This is a genomic window from Prauserella muralis (assembly GCF_003202285.1).
In the GTDB taxonomy this organism is placed as follows: domain Bacteria; phylum Actinomycetota; class Actinomycetes; order Mycobacteriales; family Pseudonocardiaceae; genus Prauserella_B; species Prauserella_B muralis.
In genome coordinates, this window is the sequence record NZ_MASW01000006.1 from 423,933 (window position 1) to 448,970 (window position 25,038).

At 72.1% G+C, this 25,038-nt stretch carries 17 protein-coding genes; 10 read left to right on the forward strand and 7 right to left on the reverse strand.

What is annotated here, in order from left to right:
* Window positions 1-19: 19 nt before the first annotated feature.
* The 3 genes from BAY60_RS27440 to BAY60_RS27450 form a co-directional block, all read right to left on the reverse strand.
* Window positions 20-4,279: a cation-translocating P-type ATPase gene (locus tag BAY60_RS27440; RefSeq protein WP_112284242.1), complete on the reverse strand. Its 4,260-nt coding sequence runs from the start codon at window positions 4,277-4,279 to the stop codon at window positions 20-22.
* Window positions 4,280-4,414: 135 nt separating this feature from the next.
* Window positions 4,415-5,470 (reverse strand): tartrate dehydrogenase, encoded by a 1,056-nt coding sequence (locus tag BAY60_RS27445; protein ID WP_112284243.1) that lies wholly within the window; start codon window positions 5,468-5,470, stop codon window positions 4,415-4,417.
* Window positions 5,467-6,930, reverse strand: coding sequence for an NAD-dependent succinate-semialdehyde dehydrogenase (locus tag BAY60_RS27450; protein ID WP_112284244.1), 1,464 nt, complete (start codon window positions 6,928-6,930; stop codon window positions 5,467-5,469). The genes BAY60_RS27445 and BAY60_RS27450 overlap by 4 nt, the downstream gene beginning before the upstream one ends.
* Before the next feature lie 152 nt (window positions 6,931-7,082).
* Between BAY60_RS27450 and BAY60_RS27455 the strand changes: the two genes are divergently transcribed.
* The 4 genes from BAY60_RS27455 to BAY60_RS27470 all read left to right on the forward strand — a co-directional run bounded on the left by BAY60_RS27455 (window position 7,083) and on the right by BAY60_RS27470 (window position 12,359).
* Complete coding sequence (locus BAY60_RS27455; RefSeq protein ID WP_112284245.1) at window positions 7,083-8,336, forward strand: aspartate aminotransferase family protein; 1,254 nt, start codon at window positions 7,083-7,085, stop codon at window positions 8,334-8,336.
* A 16-nt stretch (window positions 8,337-8,352) separates the two neighbouring features.
* Window positions 8,353-8,850, forward strand: coding sequence for a DUF3830 family protein (locus BAY60_RS27460; RefSeq protein ID WP_112284246.1), 498 nt, complete (start codon window positions 8,353-8,355; stop codon window positions 8,848-8,850).
* 548 nt (window positions 8,851-9,398) lie between these two features.
* The gene (locus BAY60_RS27465) at window positions 9,399-10,772 is read left to right on the forward strand and encodes an FAD-binding oxidoreductase (RefSeq protein WP_112284247.1); all 1,374 of its coding nucleotides are present in this window, start codon (window positions 9,399-9,401) and stop codon (window positions 10,770-10,772) included.
* Window positions 10,773-10,805: 33 nt separating this feature from the next.
* Window positions 10,806-12,359 (forward strand): acetolactate synthase large subunit, encoded by a 1,554-nt coding sequence (locus BAY60_RS27470; RefSeq protein ID WP_112284248.1) that lies wholly within the window; start codon window positions 10,806-10,808, stop codon window positions 12,357-12,359.
* A gap of 103 nt (window positions 12,360-12,462) precedes the next feature.
* Here the strand turns inward: BAY60_RS27470 and BAY60_RS27475 are convergent, their stop codons facing one another.
* Window positions 12,463-14,013: an MFS transporter gene (locus tag BAY60_RS27475; protein ID WP_112284249.1), complete on the reverse strand. Its 1,551-nt coding sequence runs from the start codon at window positions 14,011-14,013 to the stop codon at window positions 12,463-12,465.
* A gap of 182 nt (window positions 14,014-14,195) precedes the next feature.
* Between BAY60_RS27475 and BAY60_RS27480 the strand changes: the two genes are divergently transcribed.
* Complete coding sequence (locus tag BAY60_RS27480) at window positions 14,196-14,921, forward strand: PP2C family protein-serine/threonine phosphatase (RefSeq protein WP_112284250.1); 726 nt, start codon at window positions 14,196-14,198, stop codon at window positions 14,919-14,921.
* A gap of 15 nt (window positions 14,922-14,936) precedes the next feature.
* Here the strand turns inward: BAY60_RS27480 and BAY60_RS27485 are convergent, their stop codons facing one another.
* Both BAY60_RS27485 and BAY60_RS27490 read right to left on the reverse strand, forming a co-directional pair.
* The gene (locus BAY60_RS27485; RefSeq protein WP_112284251.1) at window positions 14,937-17,108 is read right to left on the reverse strand and encodes a 3-hydroxyacyl-CoA dehydrogenase NAD-binding domain-containing protein; all 2,172 of its coding nucleotides are present in this window, start codon (window positions 17,106-17,108) and stop codon (window positions 14,937-14,939) included.
* Window positions 17,109-17,110: 2 nt separating this feature from the next.
* Window positions 17,111-18,322, reverse strand: a complete 1,212-nt coding sequence (locus BAY60_RS27490; protein WP_112284252.1) for an acetyl-CoA C-acetyltransferase — start codon at window positions 18,320-18,322, stop codon at window positions 17,111-17,113.
* Window positions 18,323-18,457: 135 nt separating this feature from the next.
* On the opposite strand from BAY60_RS27490, the gene BAY60_RS27495 reads away from it, so the two are divergent.
* The 3 genes from BAY60_RS27495 (at window position 18,458) to BAY60_RS27505 (ending at window position 22,322) form a co-directional block, all read left to right on the forward strand.
* Window positions 18,458-19,690 (forward strand): TetR/AcrR family transcriptional regulator, encoded by a 1,233-nt coding sequence (locus BAY60_RS27495; protein WP_112284253.1) that lies wholly within the window; start codon window positions 18,458-18,460, stop codon window positions 19,688-19,690.
* 107 nt (window positions 19,691-19,797) lie between these two features.
* Window positions 19,798-21,093 carry an acyl-CoA dehydrogenase family protein gene (locus tag BAY60_RS27500; RefSeq protein WP_112284254.1) on the forward strand — a complete coding sequence of 432 codons (1,296 nt, stop codon included), beginning with the start codon at window positions 19,798-19,800 and terminating at the stop codon, window positions 21,091-21,093.
* A 20-nt stretch (window positions 21,094-21,113) separates the two neighbouring features.
* Entirely contained in the window at window positions 21,114-22,322 is a 1,209-nt protein-coding gene (locus BAY60_RS27505) for an acyl-CoA dehydrogenase family protein (protein ID WP_112284255.1), read from the forward strand.
* 23 nt (window positions 22,323-22,345) lie between these two features.
* Here the strand turns inward: BAY60_RS27505 and BAY60_RS27510 are convergent, their stop codons facing one another.
* Complete coding sequence (locus tag BAY60_RS27510; RefSeq protein WP_112284256.1) at window positions 22,346-23,227, reverse strand: LysR family transcriptional regulator; 882 nt, start codon at window positions 23,225-23,227, stop codon at window positions 22,346-22,348.
* A gap of 91 nt (window positions 23,228-23,318) precedes the next feature.
* On the opposite strand from BAY60_RS27510, the gene BAY60_RS27515 reads away from it, so the two are divergent.
* Window positions 23,319-24,035 carry an SDR family oxidoreductase gene (locus BAY60_RS27515; protein WP_112284257.1) on the forward strand — a complete coding sequence of 239 codons (717 nt, stop codon included), beginning with the start codon at window positions 23,319-23,321 and terminating at the stop codon, window positions 24,033-24,035.
* Between the two features lie 67 nt (window positions 24,036-24,102).
* Window positions 24,103-25,023: a phosphotransferase gene (locus BAY60_RS27520; protein WP_112284258.1), complete on the forward strand. Its 921-nt coding sequence runs from the start codon at window positions 24,103-24,105 to the stop codon at window positions 25,021-25,023.
* Window positions 25,024-25,038 lie beyond the last annotated feature (15 nt).

A 25,038-nucleotide genomic window follows, 5' to 3' on the forward strand; every position in this document is an offset into this window, starting at 1 on the left:
GAACCGCGACAGGGCTCGATCAGCCTGCCGCTGTGCCGAGCACGCTGGCCGCTCCCGCGCTGCCCAGCGCGATGGTCCAGCCGACCGGGCCCAGCGGGGTGCAGCCGAAGAACCGGCTCACCCCCGGCGTCTGGATCACGGCCGCCAGCACGGCCGCCGAGCCGAGCCCGCTCGCCAGCACCGCGGGACTGCGCCCGCCGCTGAGCAGGGTCTGCCCGAGCTGAGACCCGACGAGCGCGGCCAGTGCGACGGTGTCGGCCCTGCGCCGCCTGCCGGTGACCCGCGCGAGCGACCACGCCGCCGTCGCCCCGGCCGTCGTGGCACCGGCGCGCACGCCGATCTCCTTGTACAACCGCGTGCCCAACGAGCTCTCCGGGCCTTCCCGCAGCAGGTCGTCCACCGTGGTCTCCGCGGGCCTGCGCAGGGCGATGGCCAGCGACGGCGCCAGGTCGGTCAGCAGGTTCACCAGCAGCAGCTGTCGCGCGCCGAGCGGGGAACGGCCGGTGAGCGCGGCGCCGAGCACGTTGAAGCCGATCTCGCCGAGGTTCCCGCCGAGCAGCACGCCCAGCGCCGAGCGCACGGAGGCCCACATGGCCCTGCCCTCGATCAGCGCCGCGATGATCGTCTCCAGCCGGTCGTCGGTCACCACCACGTCGGCCGCCGCCCGTGCCGCGGGGGTGCCGTGCCCGCCGAGCGCGATGCCGACGTCGGCGAGCCGGATGGCGGGCGCGTCGTTGGCGCCGTCGCCGGTCATCGCCACCGTCTTGCCGAGCGCCTGGTACGCCTTGATGATCCGCACCTTCTGCGCCGGGCTGCAGCGGGCCACGACGTCCACCTCCGGCAGCGTCTCGCGCAGCCGGTCGTCGTCCAGCTCGTCGAGCTCGGCGCCGGTGACGGTGCGCAGCTCCCCTTCGCCGTTCACCTGCGTCGCGATGGCCTCCCCGGTCACCGGGTGGTCGCCGGTGATCATCACGATGTGCACCCCGGCCTCGCGCAGCCGCGCGGCGGCCGGAGCCGCGCTGCCGCGCACCGGGTCGGAGATGGCGACGAACCCGAGGAAGGTCAGGTCCCGGACGCTGTCCTCGGTGGCCTCCTGGGTCTCCACCCTGCGCTCGGCGACGGCGAGCACCCGGTGCCCCGCCTCGGCCAGCGCACGCATGCGGCCGTTGAGCTTCTTGCGGGTGCCCTGGTCGAGGTCGCAGCGCGGCAGCACCTCCTCCGGCGCACCCTTGACGCTGAGCAGCGGTCCCTTCCTCGTCGTGCCGATCACCGCGTGGTAGCCGCGGGAGGGCTCGAACGGCGCCGACGACACCGGCCGCCAGCCCTGGATGCCCGCGGCGGCGTTCATCCGCAGCCGCTGCCCGGCCTCCACGATGGCGCGGTCGGTGGCGTGCGGCAGCTCGCCCGCGTCCTCGGCTTCCGGTGTGGCCCGCAGCGCCGCCGCGAGCACCGGCCGCAGCGACTCGCCCAGCTTGTCGATCCGGCTGCGCGTGCTGCCGTCGTCGATCTCGCTGACGCTGAGCCTGCCCTCGGTGAGGGTGCCCGTCTTGTCGAAGCACAGCACGTCGACCCTGCCGAGCGCCTCGATGCTGCGCTGGTTGCGCACGAGGGCGCCGTGCTCGGCCAGCCGCCGCGCCGCGGCCAGCTGGGCGGCGTTGACGAGGAACGGCAGGCCCTCCGGCACCGAGGCGACCGCCAGGTTGACGGCGGCGCCGAGGCTCTCCCGCAGCGGGATGCCGCGCACCAGGCCCGCCCCGGCCACCGCGGCCGCCGAGCCGACCGCCAGCGGCATGCTCTTCTCCGTCAGCTCGGCGAGCCGGGTCTCCACGCCGGTGGAGGGCCCGTTCTCCCGCGCGATCGCCATGCTGCGGCCGGCCTCGGTGTCGTCGCCGACGGCGACCACGACGGCCGATGCCTCCCCGGCCGCGACCGTCGTGCCCTCGTAGACCATCGAGGAGCGCTCGGCGATGTCGGCGGCCACCACCGGCGCCGGGTCCTTGGCGACGGGCAGCGACTCCCCGGTGAGCGACGACTCGTCCACCTCGAGCCCTTCGGCCTCCAGCAGCCTGCAGTCGGCGGGCACCACGTCACCCGCCGCGAGCGCCACGACGTCGCCGGGCACGAGGTCGTCGGCGGTGACCATCCGCTCGTCGCCGTCCCGCAGCACGGTCGCGCTCACCGACGAGCGGCTCAGCAGCTCGGCCAGCTCGCGTTCCGTGCGCACCTGCTGCACGCTGCCGATCAACGCCGAGAGCCCGGTGACCCCGCCGACGAGCGCGGCGTCGACGGGTGAACCGACCGCGGCCGACAGGGCCGCACCGCCGGCCAGCACGGGGGTCAGCGGGTTCGACAGCTCGGCGAGGAAGGCGCTGCCCAGGCTCGTGCGCTCCGGTCGCGCTCCGCCGCGGGTGCGCGCCCTGCGCTGCGCCTCCGCCTCCGTGAGTCCTTCTTTGCGCCCGAGCCGGTCCAGCACGGCCGCGGCGGGCATCAGGTGCCACGGCACCGTCTCCGGCACCGCGCCCTCCGGGACCCGCAGGCCCCGCGCCCGCCGCCGGGCGTTGACGAGCGCGATCGCGGCGCCCGCGTGGACCGCGCGCATGCCCCGGCTCACCGGACTGGCGCGACGGCCGCCCTGCAACGCGGTCACCACGCCGACACCGCTGGAGGCCTGCGCGATCCGGATACTCTCGCCGTTGACGGCGCGCATCGCCGTGACGGACTCCACGAGCAGCGCCAGGGTGCCCACGTCCTCGCCGACGAGGACATGCGCGCCCCACGGGGGACAGTCGCCCGCGCGGTAGGTGCCGACCCCGCAGTCGGCGGCGCCCAGCGCGCCGGGATCGCCCGACACCAGTAGCACCACCCGGCCCTGCTCGTGCAGGTCGCGCACGCAGTCCCGGGCGTTGGTGGTGTGCTCCACCCGCAGCGCGGACCGCTCGGCGGCCGCCGACAGCGTGTGCACGCCGGGTACGGGCTCGCCACGGAGGGCCACCACCGCCTGGAGGCGGGAACCCTGTGCCAGGCCGAGCACCGCCGTGGCGCCCCTCTTCTCCAGCCGGGCCCGCTCGCGGGCTCCGGTGCGGCCCTGCACCGGGAGCTCGTCCAGCGGGCCGAGCCGCCAGTCGTCCTCGGACCGCACGGCCGTGGGCGCGGCGGGGTCGAACAACCGCCACGCCAGCTCCGCGACAGCGTGCTGGTCGCTGCCCGGCAGCGGCACCAGGTCGGCGAGCACCTGCCTTCCCGTCTCCAAAGAGGACTGATCGAGCACGAGCGTGTCGATGCGATCGAGTGCGCGCAGCGCGGAGCGGTCCATCACGATCGCGCCGCGGTTGGCGAGGATGCGGCCGAGGCTGCTGGCGAAGACGGACCTGCCGACCTCGGCCGACTTCGGCAGGGTGGCGAGCCCGAGAGCCGCCGCCTTGCGGGGACCGGCGAACGGCGCGGCCACGGCACCCGCCGCGGCCCCGAGCGCGAGCATTCGCCGCTCGTAGTGCTCGACCTGGCCTTCCGGCATCGGCCTGCGCGGCGGCGAGGGCTGGGCCGCGGCCGAACCGGGTCCCGTGATCAGCGAGCCCTCCGCCTCGCACCAGGCGCGCTCGTGCGCGCGGGCCTCCTGCCACTGCCCCATGCGCTGCACGGCGTCGAGCACCGCTCCTTCCCCACCGCCGGAGAGGCCCTGCGCGACGGCGCCGAGCACCGACGTCACCGAGTCGGCCCGTTCCTTGCTGTGGGTGCCCCGCGCCAGCCGCGCCCGCAGCGCGGGATGGTGGTTGACCACCGACGGCAGCGCGGCCAGCTCACCGGGGATCGGCGCCCACGGGGCGAGCCGGGTGATCGCCGACATCGCGAGGCCGAAGGCGTCGGCGGCCAGCGTGGGCACCAGGCGGGTGCCGCGTACGCCGTCCGCCGGGTGGTGAAGTTCGTCCTCGGCCGCCTCCTCGTCCGCGCTGGGCGGCTCCGACTCGGCTTCGGCCACGATCCGGATCAGCTCGCTTGTCCGGGGTGGAGGGTCGTCGACGGCGACGATCACGCGCGACGACGGCGCGTTCACCCGCGCCCACAGCACCCCGGGATGCCGTTCGAGGGCGCGCTCGACGCCACGGGCAACGGACTCGCTGCCCTCGGCGTGCACGCCGTGCGCCTCGATGTGCAAACGTCCAGGGCACGACCAGACGTGCCGCCGGGGACGCGTGGCGAGGCCGGCGAGCCCCCGCACGGTTCCGACCGTTGCTCCGACCAACGACAGCGGTCCAGGAATGCCTACCCCGAGCAGCCTCATGGCAGAAGTAGTGCCCAATTCAGCCGAAAGCTATGCATGGGCGCGGGGCCGCCGGGCGGGCCGAAAGTGCCCCTGGGCACGGATCGTGTACCCGAGGGCACCTTCGGCTCGCCGCCGGGCGGGCCGAAGCGCCCCCTACAGCGCCGCCGCGATCGCCGAGCCCAGCTCCTCGGTGGTCGAGCGCCCGCCGAGGTCCGGGGTGAGGGTGCCGCCCTCGGCGAGCACGGTCTCCACGGCGGTGTTCACCGCCTGCGCCGCCGCCTTCTCGCCGAGGTGCTCCAACAGCATCGCCGAGGCCAGTACCTGCGCCACCGGGTTGGCGATGCCCTGCCCCGCGATGTCCGGCGCGCTGCCGTGCACCGCCTCGAACATCGAGGGGTGCTCGCCGGGCGGGTTGATGTTGCCCGAGGGCGCCATGCCGAGCCCGCCGGTGACCGCGGCCGCGAGGTCGCTGAGGATGTCACCGAACAAATTGGACGCCACGACGACGTCGATGCGATCGGGCTGCTGCACCACCCTCGCCGCGAGCGCGTCGATGTGGCACTGGTCGCTGCTGACGTCCGGGTACTCGGCGGCCACGGCGGCGAAGACCTCGTCCCAGAACGGCATGGTGTGGATGATGCCGTTGGACTTGGTCGCCGACGTCACGCGGCCGGTGCGGGCCCTCGCCAGCTCGAAGGCGTAGCGGATGATCCGCTCCACCCCGACGCGGGTGAACACCGACTCCTGCAGCGCGAACTCGCCGGGCTGTCCGGCGTTGTGCCTTCCACCGAGCGTGGAGTACTCCCCCTCGGAGTTCTCCCTGACGATCACCATCTCCAGCTCCTCGGCGCCGCGCCCGGCCAGCACCGAGGACGTGCCGGGCAGCAGCCGCACCGGGCGCAGGTTCACGTACTGCGAGAAGGCGCGCCGGATGGGGATCAGCAGGCCCCACAGCGAGACGTGGTCGGGCACGCCGGGAAAGCCGACGGCGCCGAGCAGCACGGCGTCGAACGGGGCCAGCCGCTCGATGCCGTCCTCGGGCATCATCGTGCCGGTCTTGCTGTAGCGCTCGCAGCTCCAGTCGAACTCCGTCCACTCCAGACCGAAGCCGAACCGGCTCGCCGCCTGGTCCAGTACCTTCCTGGCCTCGGCCGTGACGTCGACGCCGATGCCGTCACCGGGGATCGAGGCGATGCGGTAGGTGTTCACAGGCTCACCGCGATGTACTTGGTCTCCAGGAACTCCTCGATGCCGACCGTGCCGCCCTCGCGGCCGAGGCCGGACTGCTTGACCCCGCCGAACGGCGCGGCCGGGTTGGACACGATGCCCTGGTTGAGCCCGATCATGCCGGTCTCCAGCCGCTCGCACACGCGCAGGGCCCGCTTGAGCTCGCTGGTGTAGACGTAGCTGACCAGGCCGTACTCGGTGTCGTTGGCGGCCGCGACCGCCTCCTCCTCGGTGTCGAACACCGAGATCGGCGCGACGGGCCCGAAGATCTCCTCGCTGGTCATCCGCGCGTCGGCGGGCACGCCGGTGAGCACGGTGGGCTGGTAGAAGTGTCCCGGTCCGTCCACAGTGGCCCCACCGGTGAGCACTCGCGCCCCGCGCTGCGCGGCGTCGGCGACCAGCGAGCTCACCTTCTCCACGGCGGCCTCGTCGATGAGCGGGCCCACCACGACGCCGTCCTCGGTGCCCCGGCCGATCGGCAGTGCCGACATGCGCTCGGTGAGCCTGCGCGCGAACTCGTCGGCCACGCCGCGCTGCACGTAGAAGCGGTTGGCCGCCGTGCACGCCTCGCCGATGTTGCGCATCTTCGCCTGCATCGCGCCCTCGATGGCGGCGTCCAGGTCGGCGTCGTCGAAGACGAGGAACGGCGCGTTGCCACCGAGCTCCATCGACGTGCGCAGCACGGTGCCCGCGCATTGCTCCAGCAGCCTGCGGCCCACCTCGGTGGACCCGGTGAACGACAGCTTGCGCGACCGGCCGTCGCGGATCAGCGGCTCCATCACCGTGCCCGCGCTCTTGGTGGTGACGACATTGAGCACGCCGTCGGGCAGCCCGGCCTCCCGCAGGATCTCGGCAAGCGCCAGCATCGACAGCGGCGTCTGCGCGGCGGGCTTGATCACCATCGTGCAGCCCGCGGCGACGGCGGGCCCGATCTTGCGGGTGCCCATGGCCATCGGGAAGTTCCATGGCGTGATCAGCAGCGACGGCCCCACCGGCTGCTTGGCGACGAGGAAACGACCGCTGCCGTTGGGCGCCACGGCGTAGCCGCCGTCGATGCGCACGGCCTCCTCGGCGAACCAGCGGAAGAACTCGGCGGCGTAGGCGATCTCGCCCCGCGCCTCGGCCAGCGGCTTGCCCATCTCCAGGGTCATCAGCAGCGCCAGCTCCTCCTGGCGGGCCATGAGCGCCTCGTAGCCGCGGCGCAGGATCTCGCCGCGCTCACGCGGCGGGTGCGCCGCCCAGTCGGCCTGCGCGGCGACCGCGGCGTCGAGGGCGGCCAGCCCGTCGGCGGGCGAGGCGTCGGCGACCTCGCAGAGCACCGCTCCGGTCGCCGGATCGTGGACTCCGAAGGTCCTCCCGTCCGTGGCGGGCGTCCATTTGCCGCCGATGAGCAGCTCCTTGTTGACGGCCTCGATTACACCGCTTTCGGTGACCGCGCTCATCCCACGCTCCCTGTGTCGCCTGTACTGGCCGGCCGCGTCCGCATCCCTGATTGCGCCGCTCCGGGTGCCATGCTACGAATATTGTTGACAATCTACAACCCCGCCGAGGACCCTCGCCGGGGTCCCCCCACGCCTTGAAGGAGACCGCTGTCATGGCCCAGCTCTCCCCCATCCTCAAGCAGGCCACGCCAGTCGTCGTCGACCACGGCGAGGGCGTCTACCTGTACGACGTCGACGGCCGCCGCCACCTGGACTTCACCGCGGGCATCGGCGTGACGAGCACCGGGCACTGCCACCCGCGGGTCGTCGCCGCCGCGCAGGAACAGGTCGGCAAGCTGATCCACGGCCAGTACACCACCGTGATGCACAAACCGCTGCTCGAACTGACCGAGCGGCTCACCGAGGTGCTGCCCTCCGGCCTGGACTCGCTGTTCTTCTCCAACTCCGGCAGCGAGGCGGTGGAAGCCGCGCTGCGGCTGAGCCGCCAGGCCACCGGCAGGCCGAACATCGTGGTGTTCCAGGGCGGCTTCCACGGCCGCACCGTGGCCGCCGCGTCGATGACCACCTCGGGCACCCGGTTCTCCGCGGGCTTCTCGCCGCTGATGTCGGGCGTGCACGTGGCGCCGTTCCCGTTCGCCTACCACTACGGCTGGGACGAGCAGACGGCCACCGACTTCGCGCTGCGGGAGCTGGACTACCTCTTCGCCACGCAGACGTCGCCGCAGGAGACGGCCGCGTTCTTCGTGGAGCCGATGCTCGGCGAGGGCGGCTACGTGCCCGCCAACAGTGAGTTCCTCGCGGGCCTGCGCAGGCGCGCCGACGAGCACGGCATCCTGCTCGTCGTCGACGAGATCCAGACCGGCTTCGGCCGCACGGGCAAGTTCTGGGGGCACCAGCACTTCGACGTCCGGCCCGACATCATGCTGATCGCCAAGGGCCTGGCCAGCGGCTTCCCGCTGTCGGGCATCGCCGCGTCGCGGGAGCTGATGGCCAAGGCGTGGCCGGGCTCGCAGGGCGGCACCTACGGCGGCAACGCGGTGGCGTGCGCGGCGGCCGTCGCCACGCTGGACGTGATCCAGCAGGAAGGGCTCGTCGAGAACGCGGCCGCGCGGGGCAGGCAACTGCTGGAGAACGCGCGGGCCGTCGGCGACAAGACCGCGGCCATCGGCGACGTGCGCGGCCTCGGCCTGCTCGTCGGCTCCGAGTTCGTGACGGCCGACGGCAAGCCGGACACGGCCACGGCCCAGGCCGCGCAGAAGGCCGCCGCCGAGCGCGGGCTGCTGTTGCTCACCTGCGGCGCCTACATGAACGTGGTCCGGATGATCCCGCCGCTGGTGGTCACCGCCGAGCAGATCGACGAGGCACTCGACATCTGGGCCGACGTCGTCGCATCCGTCACCAAGTAACCGAGGAGCACCCTTCGTGGCCCGCTACATCACGATCACCCTGGACAAGCGCGGCGTGTCCTGCCGCGCCCGGCTGCTCGACGCGGAGGCGCCGAGGACCTGCCGGGCCGTGTGGGACGCCCTGCCGCAGAGCGGCTCCGCCTACCACGCCAAGTACGCCCGCAACGAGGTGTACACGCTGGTGCCGCCGTTCGCGGAGCCGAGGCCGGGCAGGGAGAATCCGACCGTCACCCCGATTCCGGGTGACGTCGTCTACTTCGGGTTCGAGCCGTGGGAGATCGGCAACCCCGCCTACGGCTACGAGGAGGGCAGCGAGGCGCACAGCGCCCAGGGCGCGACGGATCTCGCGATCTTCTACGGCCGCAACAACCTGCTCATCAACGGCGACGCGGGCTGGGTGCCCGGCAACGTGTTCGCCACGATCGAGGAGGGGCTGGCGGAGATGGCCGAGGCGGCCCAGGATCTGTGGCTACGCGGCGTCGAGGGCGAGACGCTGTCGTTCGCCAGGGCCTGACGTCACCCACCCGGGTGGAAGCCCCAGATTCACCTGTAGTGGCAAGGGTTTAACTCGTTCGTGGGCCGACAGTCCCCGAATACCGCATCAAGATCACCATCACGCCGGGTGACCGGAGCGCCGGGTGCTACTGATCGTCACCGATCGGCCCGGCGCCCGGCCCCGGCGCAAAACCCGAAAGCCTTACGTGTTTAGACTGAGAAGGTTTCGGGTTTCGCTTCCGGCCTCGACGGGCTCTTTGACAGGCCGCGCACCCGCTGAAAGTCTTGCCGTGCTTTCGAAAGTTGGTGTGCGCACACACATTTTCCGTGTAACCCATCCTGAATAGGAGCCCCTCGATGCAGTTCTTGGCCATGCACGCGCACCACGGCGACGACATCATCACGAGCGTCCTCGCCCACCTGGCGCACGTCCTCGGCTGGCTGGTCTGAGCCTGACCCAGCCCCAGGGTGGGGTCGGCACGTTGGCGCGGGCCGGCCCCACCGCATGGCGCAGGATGTGAATCGCGTTCATGGCCGACGACCAGGGCCAGGTACTAGGCTGCGCGCATGGGTGACGTTGCGCAGCGGCTGGCCGAGATCGTCGGTGAGTCCCATCTTCTGACGGGCGAGGCGGTTGGAGAGGACTACGCGGGGGACGAGGCCCTCGTCGGCGAGGCCCGTGTCCCGCGGTACGTGGCCAAACCGGCCACCGCCGAGGAGGTCGCCGCCATCCTCGCCCTCGCCACCGAACACCGCGTCCCCGTCACCGCGCGCGGCTCGGGCACCGGACTCTCCGGCGCCGCCCGGCCCCGTCCGGACGGCATCCTGATCTCCTTCGAGCGCATGAACTCCGTGCTGGAGGTCGACACCGTCAACCACGTCGCGGTCGTCCAGCCCGGCGTCACACTGTCCGAACTGGACGCCAAGACCGCCGAGGCCGGGCTCGGCTACACCGTCTACCCCGGCGAGATGAGTGCCAGCGTCGGCGGCAACGTCGGCACCAACGCGGGCGGCATGCGGGCCGTGAAGTACGGCGTCACCCGCCACAACGTCCTCGGCCTCGAGGCCGTGCTGCCCACCGGCGAGATCATCCGCACCGGCGGCAAGGTCGTGAAGACCTCCACCGGCTACGACCTCACCCAGCTCGTCATCGGTTCCGAGGGCAGCCTCGCGCTGGCCACCGAGGTCATCGTCAAGCTGCACCCCCGGCTCGCGCACGGCTCCACCGTGCTCGCCCCGTTCAGCGACCTCGACCAGGTGATGGCGGCGGTGCCCGCCATCGTCTCCAGCGGGCTCGCGCCGCACATCCTCGAGTACATCGACGCCTTCACCATGGCCGCCATCACCTACACCGCGGAGCTGTCGCTCGGCATCCCGGAGGAGGTGCGGGAAGCCTCCCAGGCGTATCTCGTGGTGGGCCTGGAGAACCGCGACGCCGACCGGCTCGACGCCGACGTGCAGAGCGTCGGCGAACTGCTCACCGAGCTCGGTGCCACCGACGTGTACGTGCTGGAGGGCGGCTCGGCGCGCAAGCTCATCGAGGCGCGCGAGAAGGCGTTCTGGACGGCCAAGGCCGCCGGGGCCGACGACGTGATCGACGTCGTGGTGCCGCGCTCGGCGATGCCGGTGTTCCTCGCCAGGGCACGCGAGATCGCGGCGAAGACGGAGTCCGGCATCGCGGGCTGCGGCCACGCCGGCGACGGCAACGTGCACCTCGGGATCTTCCAGAAGGACCCCGCCAAGCGGGCGAGCCTGCTGCACGACATCTTCGCCGAGGGCATGGCGCTCGGCGGCGCCATCTCCGGCGAGCACGGCATCGGCAGGGCGAAGAAGGAGCACTTCCTGGAGCTGGAGGATCCTGCCAAGATCGAGCTCATGAAGCGGGTGAAGCAGGCCTTCGACCCGGCGGGCATCCTCAACCCCGGTGTCCTCTTCGACTGACCCCGTCCCGTATCGCCTTCGAGTAGGAGCCCCATGAACGGCGCGCAGTCCCTCATCCGCACGCTCGTCGACTCCGGCGTCGACGTCTGCTTCGGCAACCCGGGCACGTCCGAGATGCACTTCGTGGCCGCGCTGGACACGGTTCCCGAGATGCGCGGCGTGCTCGGGCTCGCCGAGGGCGTCGTCACCGGCGCCGCCGACGGCTACGCGCGTATCGCGGGCAAGCCCGCGGCGACGCTGCTGCACCTCGGGCCGGGTCTGGGCAACGGACTCGCGAACCTGCACAACGCGCGCCGCGCGCACACGCCGATCGTCAACGTCGTCGGGGACCACGCGACCTACCACAAGCGCTACGACGCGCCGCTGGAGTCGGACATCGAGGCCGTGGCGGGCTCGCTGGGCGGCTGGCTGCGCCGGTCCGACAGCTCCGCCGACGTCGGCGCCGACGCGGCCGCCGCCGTGGCCGCGGCCCAGGACGCGCCGGGGCGGATCGCGACACTGATCCTGCCCGCCGACGTGTCCTGGAGTGACGGCGGCAGGGCCTGCGCGCCGGTGCCGTCCCGCGCGCCGAGGACCGTCGCCGACGCAGGCGTCAAGCAGGTCGCCGAGGTGCTGCGCACCGGCGAGCCCGTCGCGCTGCTGCTCGGCGGCGCCGCCTGCCAGGAGGCCGGGCTCCGTGCGGCGAGCCGGATCGCCGCGGCCACCGGGGCCAAGCCGTTCGTCGAGACGTTCCCCGCCCGGCTGGAGCGCGGTGCCGGGCTGCCCGCCATCGACCGTCTCGGCTACCTCGCCGAGCAGGTGGCCTACCAGCTGGACGGCACCCGGCACCTCGTCGTGGCGGGCACCAAGCCGCCGGTGTCGTTCTTCGCCTACCCCGGCAAGGCCAGCGACCTCGTGCCCGAGGGCGCGCAGGTGCACACGCTGGCCGACGTCGCCGACGACGTCGTGGCCGCGCTGGAGCACCTGGCCGACCTCGTCGCGCCGTCCACCGAGCCCGTGCTGGCGCAGGCCCACCGGCCGGAGCTGCCCAGCGGCGAGCTGACCCCGCAGAACTGGGTCGAGGTGATCGGCGCGCTGCTGCCCGAGGGCGCCATCATCTCCGACGAGGCGGTGACCTCCGGCCTGCTGCTGCCCGGCGCGACGGCCGGTGCACCCCGGCACGACGTGCTCACCCTCACCGGCGGGGCGATCGGGCAGGGCATCCCGGCGGCCACCGGCGCCGCGATCGCCGCGCCCGACCGCCCGGTGATCAACCTGGAGTCCGACGGCAGCGCCCTGTACACGATCTCGGCACTGTGGACACAGGCGCGGGAGAACCTCGACGTCACCACGGTGATCCTCAACAACCGCGCCTACGCGATCCTGCGGATGGAGCTGCAGCGGGTCGGGGCCGAGGGCTCCGGCCCCAAGGCCAACAGCCTGCTCGATCTGTCCACTCCGGACATGGATTTCGTGCGGATCGCCGAGGGGCTCGGGGTTCCCGCGACGCGGGCGAGGTCGGCGGAGGAGCTGGCCGAGCAGTTCTCCCGCGCCCTCGCCGAACCGGGCCCGCACCTCATCGACGCGGTGGTTCCCCCGATCCTCTAGCGCTGCCGCCGCCGACGCCGGCGAGCCGAAGGGCACCTTCGGTACACGATGCGTGCCCAAGGTGCCCTTCGGCTCGTTCGCCGCGCCGGTGCTGCCGCCGTCGTCAGCTGCCCGGCTCGGTCTGGGCGCGGCCCTCACCGCGCAGCAGCACCACCGCGAGGACCGCCAGCCCGGCGAAGATCGCGGCGCCGACGCCGGCCACCGTGGTCAGCCCGGAGGTGAACGCCGTGCGCGCGGCCTCCATCAGCTCGGCGCCGAGCGCGCCGGGCAGCCTGCCCGCCACCTCGACGGCGGCGGTGAGGCCCTGCCGGGCCGTGTCGGCCGCCTCGGCGGGCACGTCGGCGGGCAGCCCACCGGCCAGCCCACCGCGGTAGACGACCGTGCCGAGGCTGCCCAGCGTCGCCACACCCAGCGCGACCCCGAACTCGCCCCCGGTCTCCTGGATCGACGCCGCCGAGCCCGCCTTCTCCGGCGGCGCGGAACCGAGGATCAGTCCCATGGTCTGCGTCATCGGCAGCGCGATCCCGAACGAGGCCAGCACCAGCCCGGCGACGATCACGCCGAGCGCGTCGCCGTCGGCCTGGGTGTGCACGAGCAGCCCCGCGGCGCACACCACCATCCCCGCCCCCACGACGTACACGGCGCGCACCTTGTTCGCGATCCTCGGCGCGAGCAGCGAACCGGCGATCATCGCGACGTTCTGCGGGATCAGCCACAGCCCCGCCTCCAGCGGGGAAAGGCCCAGGACCAGCTGCAGGTACATCGTGCACATCAGCGAGATGCCCGCCATCACGACGCCGCCGAGCAGCATGACGGCCACCGCGGCGCCGAACGTCCGGTTGGCGAAGAGCCGCAGGTCGAGCAGCGGGTTGCGCAGGCCCCACTGGCGGCGCACGAACACCACACCGAACGCGATCCCCGCCAGCAGCACCAGCGCGGGCAGCGGCCGCACACCGTGCCGGGCCATCTCCTTCAGCCCGTAGATCACCGGCAGGATCGCCGCGAGCGACAGCGCGACGCTCGCCAGGTCGAGCCTGCCGCCCTCGGTGTCGCGGTACTCGGGCAGCACCTTCGGCCCGACGACGAGCAGCAGCACCATGCACGGAACACCGAGCAGGAAGGCCGAGCCCCACCAGAAGTTCTCGAGCAGCACGCCTCCGACCAGGGGGCCGAGCGTCATGCCGCCCATGAAGCAGGCGAACCACACGCCGATGGCCGTGGCCATCTGCCTCGGGTCGGCGAACATGTTGCGGATCAGGGCCATCGTCGAGGGCATCAGCGTGGCGCCCGCGACGCCGAGCAGCGCCCGCGCCACGATGAGCATCTCCGGGCTGGTGGAGTAGGCCGCGACCACCGAGACGGCACCGAACGCCGCCGCGCCCGTCAGCAGCAGCTTCCGCCGGCCGATCCGGTCGCCCAGCGTGCCCATGGTCACCAGGAACCCGGCGATCATGAACGAGTAGATGTCGAGGATCCACAACTGCTGGGTGCCGTCGGCGCCGAGGTCGGCGCCCAGGTGCGGCAACGCCAGGTACAGCACGCTGACGTCGAGCGACAGCAGCAGCGTGGGCAGGGCGAGCACCGCCAGGCCCAGCCACTCGCGCCGGGTGGCGCGGGCCGGAGCCGCCTGCTCGTCGGTCAGGGTGTGCGTCATGGTCGTGTCCTTCGTTCTCGGAGTCTCTGCTGATCCGTCGAACGAGGGGCCGCCGAATCGACAACCGGGGCGCACGGCGGAAGAAATTCACAGGAGATTCTTGGAGTGTGGACGGCCCTGCCGACGTTGAGGTGGCAAAGGCCGGTCGTCGGGGGACCGGCCCGCACGCGAGGAGAACCGGCATGCTGACCACTCCGCACCTGCCGTTGACCGTGCACACGCGCTCGGACGCCGCGAGCGACCGTGGCCCGCGCGCGATCAACGCCGACGCCGTGGCCACCCACACCGACCCGGACACCGGGCGGATGGCGTTCGTCGTGGCCGACGGCGTCGGCGACCACCTGCTCGCGGCCCGTGCCGCGCGGCTGGCCGCGAGCGTGGCGGCCGAACAGGCGGTGCACCACGGTGCGGCGGAGGGCCTGCTGGCGGCACAGCGGGAACTGCTGGCCCAGTTCGACCAGCCGCAGGCCGATGCCGTGCTGGTCGTGGCCGTGCTGCCTGCGCCGGGTGGTGAGGAGGAGACGGGCGACATCGCGTGGGTCGGCGACTGCCGTGCCTACCGGTGGAACGGCCGGGTGCTGCACCAGGTCACCGTCGACCACACGATGGCCGAGTTCTGGCGCGCCCACGGCATGACGCCGTCACCGAGGATGGAGCACATGGTCACCGACTCGGTGCGCACGGCCAAGCCCGGCGACGTGGGCCGCGCCCGCATCAGCGCGGGCGCCGGCAGGCTCGTGCTGGCCAGCGACGGCGTGCACAAGAGCCTGGGCCTGCCCGCGATCAGGACCCTGCTGGCGGACGGGGTGCCCGCGGGTGACACGGCCGCGGCGCTGGTCGCCGCCGCCCGCGAACGGGGCAGCGGCGACAACGCCACGGCCGTGGTCGTCGATCGCGTCCTGGCCTGAGCCAGGATCACGGGCCTACTCGTAGATCTCGCCCTTCTCGGCCTTCTCCACGAGCGACTGCGGCGGCGTGAAGTGGTCGCCGTAGCGCTCGGCCAGCTCGCGGGCTCGGGCCACGAAGCCCTTCAGGCCGCCCTCGTACTGGTTGATGTACTGGATGACACCACCGGTCCACGCCGGGAAGCCGATCCCGAAGATCGAGCCGATGTTGGCGTCCTGCACCGACTTGAGCACGCCCTCGTCGAAGCACTTCACCGTCTCGAGCGCCTCGGCGAAGAGCATCCGCTCCTTGAGGTCCTCGAACGGCACCGTCGCGCTGCCCGAGTTGAACGCCTCCCGCAGACCGGGCCAGATCCGGGTGCGCTTGCCCTCGTCGTCGTAGTCGTAGAACCCGGCGCCCGACGAGCGGCCCTTGCGATCGAACTCGTCGATCATCCGGTCGATGACGGCCTCGGAGGGGTGCTCGTTCCACGTGCCGCCCGCGGCCTCGACCGCGGCGCGGGTCTCCTGCCGGATCTTGCGCGGCAGCGTGAGGGTGAGCTCGTCCATCAGCTGCAGCGGCGGTGCCGGGTACCCGGCCTGCGAGCCCGCCTGCTCGATGCTGGCCGGCTCGACACCCTCGCCGACGGCGGCGATGGCCTCGTTGAGGAACGTGCCGATCACGCGGCTGGTGAAGAACCCGCGGCTGTCGTTGACGACGATCGGGGTCTTGCGGATCTGCTGCGTGTAGTCGAACACCTTGGCCAGCGTCGCGTCCGACGTCTTCTCCCCGCGGATGATCTCCACGAGCGGCATCTTGTCCACCGGCGAGAAGAAGTGGATGCCGATGAAGTCCTCCTGCCGCTGCACGCCCTCGGCCAGGCTGGTGATCGGCAGCGTCGAGGTGTTCGAACCCAGCACGGCGTCCGGGTTGACGATGCCCTCGATCTCGGAGAAGACCTTGTGCTTGAGTTCCGTGCTCTCGAACACGGCCTCGATGACGAAGTCGACGCCCTTGAAGTCGGCCGGGTCCGCCGTGGGATGGATGCGGGCCAGCAGCGCGTCGGACTTCTCCTGCGTGGTCTTGCCGCGCTTGAGCGCCTTCTCCTCCAGCTTGACGGCGTAGCCCTTGCCCTTCTCGGCGTTCTCCTGGGAGACGTCCTTGAGCACGACGTCGATCCCGGCCTTCGCGCTCACGTACGCGATGGCGGCGCCCATCATCCCGGCGCCCAGCACGCCGACCTTCTTCGCCTGGTACTGCTCGTAGCCGTCCGGCCGCGAGCCGCCCGAGTTGATGTGCTGCAGGTCGAAGAAGAACGCCTTCGTCATGTTCTTGGCGACCTGGCCGGTCACCAGGCTGACGAAGTAGCGGGTCTCGATCCGGGTGGCGGTCTCGAAGTCCACCTGCGCACCCTCGACGGCCGCGGCGAGGATCGCGCGCGGCGCGGGCATCGGCGCTCCCTTGAGCTGCTTGCGCAGGTTCGCGGGGAACGCGGGCAGGTTGGCCGCGAAGCTCGGGTTCGACGGGCTTCCGCCGGGGATCTTGTAGCCCTTGGCGTCCCACGGCTGCACGCCGCCGTCCGGGTTGGCCTTGATCCACTCCTTGGCCTTCGGCAGCAGCTCGTCGACCGAGCCGACCAGCTCGTGCACCAGGCCCAGCTCCAGCGCCTTGGCCGGCTTGTGCCGCTGGCCCTGCACCAGCACGTTCAGGATCGCGCTCTGGATGCCGAGCAGCCGCACGGTGCGCACGACACCGCCGCCGCCGGGCAGCAGGCCGAGCGTCACCTCGGGCAGGCCGATCTGGCTGCCCTTGACGTCGGCGGCGATGCGGTGGTGGCAGGCCAGTGCGATCTCAAGGCCGCCGCCGAGCGCCGCGCCGTTGATGGCGGCGACCACCGGCTTGCCGAACGTCTCCAGCCTGCGCAGCTGTGCCTTGAGCTCGTTGCTGCTGCGGGTGATCTCCTCGGCGTGCTCCGGCGTGGCCTGGATCAGGTCGTTGAGGTCGCCACCCGCGAAGAACGTCTTCTTCGCCGAGGTGAGCACCACGCCGGTGATCGAGTCCCGCTCCGCCTCCAGCCGGTCGACGATGACGCCCATCGACTCGCGGTAGTCGGCGTTCATCGTGTTCGCCGACTGCTTCGGGTCGTCCATCGTCAGCGTGACGATGCCGTCGGAGTCCTGCTCCCAGCGGATGGTTTTCGCCTCAGTCATGCTCAGACCCTCTCGATGATCGTGGCGAGGCCCATGCCGCCGCCGATGCACAACGTCACGAGTGCCCTGCGGGCCTGACGGCGCTCCAGCTCGTCGACCATCGTGCCGAGGATCATCGCGCCGGTCGCGCCGAGCGGGTGGCCCATCGCGATGGCGCCGCCGTTGACGTTGACCTTCTCCTCGGGGATCTTGAGGTCCTTCATCCACTTGAGCACCACGGACGCGAAGGCCTCGTTGAGCTCGAACAGGTCGATGTCGTCGATGGTCAGGCCCGCCTTGCGGAGCACCTTCTGCGTGGCGGGCGTCGGGCCCGTGAGCATGATCGTCGGGTCGGAGCCGGTGACCGCGGTGGCCACGATGCGCGCCCGCGGCGTCATGCCGATGGTCCTGCCGATCTGCTCGTTGCCCACCAGCACGAGCGCGGCGCCGTCGACGATGCCCGAGGAGTTGCCGCCGGTGTGGACGTGGTCGATGCGCTCCACGGAGTGGTACTTCTGCAGCGCCACGGCGTCGAAGCCGCCCATCTCGCCGATGCCCTCGAACGACGGCTTGAGCTTCGACAGCGCCTCCACCGTGGTGCCGGGGCGGCGGTGCTCGTCGTGGTCGAGGATCGTGACGCCGTTGACGTCCTTGACCGGCACGACGGACTTGGAGAAGTAGCCGCCGGACCATGCGGCCTCCGCCTTCTCCTGCGAGCGCACCGCGAAGGCGTCGACGTCCTCCCGGGAGAAGCCCTCGATGGTGGCGATCAGGTCCGCGCCGATGCCCTGCGGCACGAAGTAGGTGTCGTAGTTGGTCGCGGGGTCGGTGAACATCGCGCCACCGTCGGAGCCCATCGGCACCCGCGACATCGACTCGACGCCACCGCCGAGGATCAGCTCGTCCCAGCCCGCGCGAACCTTCTGCGCCGCCTGGTTGACGGCCTCGAGACCGGAGGCGCAGAACCGGTTGAGCTGCACGCCGGCCACGGTGTCGGGCAGGCCCGAGGCCATGGCGGCGGCGCGCGCGATGTCGGCGCCCTGGTCGCCGATCGGGGTCACGACGCCGAGAATGATGTCCTCGATGAGCGCGGGGTCCAGGTTGGCGTGCCGCGCCCTGAGTTCGTCGATCAGGCCGACCACCAGGTCGATCGGCTTGGTCCCGTGCAGGGATCCGCCCTTGTTCCTGCCACGAGGCGTGCGGATCGCCTCGTAGATGAACGCCTCTGTACTCACACCAACGGTCCTTCCTTGGCCTTCGGGTATGTCCACGAGCCTACGCGGTGCTAATCGCCACTAACATAATCCCGCGTACACCCAGGCTGTCAACGGGTTGTCAGCGAACAGACAGGCGCTAAAGTGTGCTCACGTATGGCACCCTTCACCCCTCGGCCCGCGAGAACCAAGCGGCCGCGCGACCGCAAGAGCCAGCTGGCCGCCGTCGCCGCGGAGCTGTTCCGCGCCCGCGGCTACCACGGCGTCGGCATCAACGACATCGCGGCCGCCGCGGGCATCACCGGCCCGGCGCTCTACCGGCACTTCGCCGACAAGCAGGCCATCCTGGGCCACGTGCTGCTCGCGGGCATCGAGGAGATGGAACAGGCCACCGAGGCGGCACTGGCCGTCGCCGAGGCCCCGACCCCCGAACGGATCCGCGCGCTGCTGACCAGCCTGGCCACCCGCTCCGTGGAGCGGCGTGAGGTCGCGGCCCTGTGGCGGTGGGAGGGCAGGCACCTCGGGCCGGACGCGCAGCGAGCGATCAGGCAACGCTCGACGGCCCTGCTCACGACCTGGGCCAAGACCCTGATGCGGCTGCGGCCCGAGCTGGGCGCCGACGACGCGGAGCTGCTGTGCTGGGCGGGGCTGTCGGTGTTCGGCAGCGTGTCGGTGCACCACACCAGCGTGGCGAAGAAGCGATTCGGGCTGCTGCTCGTCGACATCGCCCTGCGCGTGGTGCACGCGGAGCTCCCCGAGCAGGCGGACGAGCCGGAGCCGGAGACGCCGGCTCTGGCGCTCGGCAGCCCGTCCCGCAGGGAGCAGCTGCTCACGGCGGCCGCGGAGCTGTTCCGCGCCCGCGGGTTCTCCGCGGTGAGCATGGAGGACATCGGCAACGCGGCCGGCATCGCGGGCCCCAGCGTCTACCGGCACTTTCCCGGCAAGGCCGCCCTGCTCGGGGCCATCGCGCGCCGCGCGGCCGACCGGCTCGCACTGGCCGCCGAGTACGCCCTGCGCACGAGCGCGCCGCCGGACGAGCGGGAGGCGCTGCGCAGGCTCGCCGCGTCGTACGTGCGCACGCTCACCGGGCCTCCCGACCTGCTGGTCTCGTTCTCGGTGGACCGCGTGCACATCGAGGAGCGCGACCGCGCCGACCTGCTGCGTATCCAGCGCGACTACGTGGCCCAGTGGGTGCGGCTGCTGGAGGCGGTGCACCCCGGGCTGACCACGAAGGAGGCGAGGATCACCGTGCACGCGGCGCTGACGGTGGCCAACGACCTGGCGCGCACCCGGCGGGTCAGCGGGCGGCCGAACCTCGCCGCGGAGCTGGTCACGCTCATGACGGCCGTGCTCGACCTCGATCCCGGCCGGGCGGTCAGCCCCGATTGAGCGGGCCTACTGGCGGACGTCCCCGGACAGGCGTTAACCTACTCGCGAGTAGGTTGACGAAGGGGAGAGCCGTGTCCCGACAAACACCGCAGAAGACGCGCGACGCGATGGGCTTCGGCCTCGCCGCGCTCACCCGGCTGGCCGGCAGCCGCACGCTGGAGCGCACCGGCCTGCGCAAACCGGTGCAGAACCTGGTAGCCACGGCCACCCGAAACGGCTTCCGCGCCGCGGGTGCGGCCAATCGCGCGTTCAAGGCGACGACCCGGCGCAGCGAGCCCGCGCGGCTCGCGCCCGCACCGGACACCGGCCTGTTCGACCTCACGCCCAGCGACGAGCAGCAGATGATCGTCGAGACGGTCACCGAGTTCGCCGCCGAGCAGCTACGGCCCGCGGCCGCCGAGGCCGACACCAAGCTCGCCCCGCCGGACGGCCTGCTGAGCAGGGCCGCCGAGCTGGGTGTGACGCTGGTCGGCATCCCGGAGGAGCTGGGCGGCGTCGGCACCGAGCGCTCGGTGGTCACCAACGCGCTCGTGGCCGAGGCGCTCGCGCACGGCGACCTGGGCCTCGCGGTGGCGGTGCTCGCGCCGTCGGCCGTGAGCACGGCGCTCGTGCAGTGGGGCGACGAGGAGCAGCAGGCCACCTACCTGCCCGCGTTCGTCGGCGAGAACGTGCCCGCCGCGGCGCTGGCTCTGCAGGAGCCGAAGGCACTGTACGACCCGTTCCACCCCTCGGTGCGGGCCAAGCGGACCGCCCACGGTTACCGGCTCGACGGCGTGAAGTCGCTCGTGCCGCGCGCGGCCCAGGCCGAGCTGTTCGTCGTCTCCGCCGACCTGGAGGGGCGCGGCCCCGCGCTGTTCCTCGTCGAGTCGTCCAGCGCCGGGCTGAGCGTGGAGCCCGAACCCGCGATGGGCCTGCGCGGCGCCGCGACGTCGAGGGTGCTGCTGGACCGGGTCAACCTGCCCGCGAACGCCCTGCTCGGCGGCGGCAGGGCCGACGTGTTCACCGACGTGGTGCGGCTGTCGCGGCTCGGCTGGGCCGCGCTCGCCTGCGGCACGGCCAAGGCCGTGCTCGACTACGTGATCCCGTACGTCAACGAGCGGCAGGCGTTCGGCGAGCCGATCAGCCACCGGCAGGGGGTGGCGTTCCAGGTCTCCGACATCGCCATCGAGCTGGAGGGCATGCGCCTGGTGACGCTGCGCGCGGCGGCGCGCGCGGAGCAGGGCAAGCCTTACGCGCGGGAGGTCGCGCTGGCCCGCAAGCTCGCCACGGACAAGGGCATGCAGATCGGCAGCGCGGGCGTGCAGCTGCTCGGCGGGCACGGCTTCGTCAAGGAGCATCCGGTCGAGCGGTGGTACCGGGACCTGCGCGCCATCGGCGTGCTCGACGGCATCGTTCTTCTGTAACCGGCGCGGAAAGGCCAGCCATGATCAACCTCGAGGTTCCGAAGAAGTCCCGGACACTGATCAACCAGGCACGCCAGGCGGCGGCCGAGGTCTTCCGGCCCATCTCGCGCAAGTACGACCGCTCCGAGCACAGCTACCCCACCGAGCTGGACATGCTCGCGGCCCTGCTGGACGGCCTGAACTCCTCCGGCGAGGGCGGCGCGGGCGCGGCGGGCGTGCGGCGCAAGGACGACGAGAAGAGCGAAGGAAACCGCAACGGCGGCAACCTGAGCACCGTGCTCGGCACGATCGAGATGTGCTGGGGCGACGTGGCGCTGCTGCTCTCGATGCCGCGTCAGGGGCTCGGCAACGCGGCGATCGCCTCGGTCGCCAACGACGAGCAGCTGAAGAAGTTCGCGGGTCTCTGGGCGGCCATGGCCATCACCGAGCCGGGCTGCGGCTCCGACTCGGCCGCCATCACGGCCACCGCCGTGCGCGACGGCGACGAGTACATCCTCAACGGCGAGAAGATCTTCGTGACGGCCGGGCAGCGCGCCGACGCCGTGGTGGTGTGGGCGACGCTGGACAAGTCCAAGGGCCGCGCGGCGATCAAGTCGTTCGTGGTGGAGAAGGGCACACCGGGCTTCGAGGTGGTGCGGCTGGAGCACAAGCTCGGCATCCGCGCCTCGGACACGGCCGTGCTGCGTTTCGAGAACTGCCGCGTGCCCGCCGAGAACCTGCTCGGCAGCCCGGAGATCGACACCCAGAAGGGCTTCGCGGGGGTCATGCAGACCTTCGACAACACCCGCCCGCTGGTGGCCGCGATGGCCATCGGCGTCGCGCGGGCGGCCCTGGAGGAGACGGCGCGGCTGCTCGCCGAGGCCGGGGTGACCGTCGACTACGACAAGCCCGCCAACACGCAGCACGCGGCGGCCGCCGCGTACCTGGAGCTGGAGGCCGACTACGAGGCGGCGTACCTGCTGACCCTCGAATCGGCGTGGATGGCCGACAACCGCAAGCCGAACTCGCTGCAGGCGTCGATGGCGAAGGCCAAGGCGGGCCGCTCGGTCGTGGACATCACCCTCCGCTGCGTCGAACTGGCGGGCACCCTCGGCTACACCGAGGAACTGCTGCTGGAGAAGTGGAGCCGCGACGCGAAGATCCTCGACATCTTCGAGGGCACGCAACAGATCCAGCAGCTGATCGTCGCCCGTCGGTTGTTGGGGAAGACCTCGGCCGAGCTGAAGTAGCCCGCCCCCGGGTTCCAACGGAACTACCCGGCCTGCGGCGAGAGCACGGCCGCGTCGCGGAGCCCGGCCGCCGAGCGGACGAGCGAGGCAACAGCCAGGGAGCGGCTGTTCGGCGGCCAGGCGATCACCGTGGTGACCTCCGGCGCGTCGACCACGGGCACCGCGACGTGTTCGGGCCACTGCCAGGCACGGCTGGACGCGGGGATGACGAGCAGCGTCCTGCCGAGCGCCACGAGCTGGGCGAGCTGCGACTGCGTGCGCACCTCCGGTCCCGGCCCGTCCGGGTAGGAACCGTCGAGCCGGGGCCAGCGCGCCATCGGGAGGCCCGGCACGTCGCGGACCTCCGCCAGCGTGAGCTGGTCGCGGGACGCGAGCGGATGCTGCGCGGGAAGGATCGCGACCTGGCCCTCGACGCAGAGGTCCTCGGTGTCGAACCCGGCGAGGTCGTCGAAGGGGCGATGCATGAGCGCCACGTCGGCGCGCCCGTTGCGGAGCAGCCCGGCCTGCTCGCCGACCTCGCACAGGAGGACCTCGACCGGTGCCGCACCGGGCTCGCTCGCATGGGTGTCCAGGAGCTGCCGCAGCAGTTCGTGGGACGCCCCGGCTTTCGTCGCGAGCACCAGCGGCCGTGCCGGATCCCCGGCCCGCCGCGTCCGGCGCGCGGCCGCCGCCACCGCGTCGAGGGCCGTCCTGGCCTCCCGGAGGAACACGCGGCCCGCATCGGTGAGCGCGACGCCGCGACGGTTCCGCTCGAGCAGCTGGACGCCGAGCCGCTGCTCCAGCCGGCGGATGGCACGCGAGAGCGGCGGCTGGGCGATCCCGAGCCGCTCGGCGGCGCGTCCGAAGTGCAGTTCCTCGGCGACGGCGACGAAGTACCGCATCTCGCGGGTCTCGAGATCGTCCACTTGGGCAGGCTACCTGCTGATACCCGGTGAGTATCACAGCGGAGTGATCCGGTATTGGACGGCGACCACACGGCCCGCCGAGCATGGATGCGTGAACGACACGAAGACCGCGCTGGTCACCGGCGCGAACAAGGGAATCGGTTTCGCCATCGCCGAGGGTCTCGGCGCGATCGGCTTCACGGTCGCGGTGGGCGCGCGGGACGAGATCAGGCGCAAGGAGGCCGTCGAGCGGCTGCGCGCTGCGGGGGTCGACGCCTTCGGGGTCGCCCTCGACGTCACCTCCGACGACAGTGTCGCCGCCGCGGCGGCGACCATCGAGCAGACGGCGGGGCGGCTCGACGTGCTCGTCAACAACGCGGGAATCTCCGGCCGGACCGACGGCGGCGCGCAGGATCCGACGACGCTCGACCTCGACGTCGTCCGCACCGTCCTCGACACGAACGTGTTCGGCGTCGTCCGGGTGACGAACGCGATGCTTCCGCTGCTGCGCCGCGCGACGTCCCCGCGCATCGTGAACATGTCGAGCAACATGGGCTCGCTGACGTTGCAGACCGGCCCCATCATGGCCGCGTACGCCCCGTCGAAGTCCCTGCTCAACAGCGTCACGACTCAGTACGCCCGCCGGCTGGCCGACACGAACATCATCGTGAACGCCGCGTGCCCCGGCTACGTCGCGACCGACTTCACGGGCTTCAACGCGCCGCGCACGCCCGAACAGGGTGCCGCGATCGCGATCCGGCTCGCCACCCTGCCCGACGACGGGCCGCGCGGCGGCTTCTTCGACGACGACGGCGTCGTCCCCTGGTGATCGCCGGACCGGTCAGCTCCGGCCTGTCCGGGGTAGACCATGCCGTGCCTGTGGCACAGTCTCGGTCGTGTCGCTGGACGAGTTGCCGCACTGGTTGCCGGGGTGGTGTCTGGACCAGCTCGGCAGCCACCCCGCCGAGGCGCTGTTCCGGCACCAGTCGATGTCGGCGGTGTTCGGTCTCCGGTTGGCCGACGGCACGAACGTCGTAGTCAAGGCCCGCGCCGACGACGGGCGAGCGGCGTCGTGCGTCGCGGCGCAGGCACGGCTGGCCGGGAACGGGTTTCCCTGCGCCCGCCCGCTGACGCCGGTCACCGTTGCCGGTGAGCTGGCCGTGCACGCCGAGGAATTCCGCCCGCACGGCGAAGTGCTGCACGGGGACGGCCCGGAGGTGGCAGTGCGCTACGCGGAGGTCTTCGCCCGGTTGATGACTGGACTCGCGGACCTCACCGTCGCGCCGCCGCTGCCGAACCCGCGCTGGGTGCGGTGGGATCACGCGGATCCCGGCCTGTGGCCGTCGATCGCCTCACTCGACGAGAAGGACCAGCGTCTCGTGCCCGCCCATGTCGTGGACACCGCCGACAGGGCCCGCCGGCGCATGCTGGCCGCCGACCTCCCCCGCGTGCTGGGCCATGCCGACTTCGAGGCGCACAACCTCCGGTGGCACGACCACCAGGTAGTGACAGTGCACGACTGGGACAGCCTGGCATGGCAGCCGGAAGCCGCGCTGGTGGGCGCGGCCAGCGCGGTGTTCCCGAAGCTGGGACCGGCCACGCTGCCTCCAGTTGACAGCACCGAGGCGTTCCTGGCCGCATACCAGGATGCGCGGGGCCGCTCGTTCACCGCGGAGGAGGAGCAGGTCGCGTGGGCTGCGAGCCTGTGGCCGGCAGCCCACGACGTCCGGTGGGAATCACTGCACGGCTACACCGCCGTGTCCGGGAAAGCGCTCTGGACGCAGGCAGCCGAACGCCTCCGCCGGGCGAACGCCTGACACCGCATGTGCCGC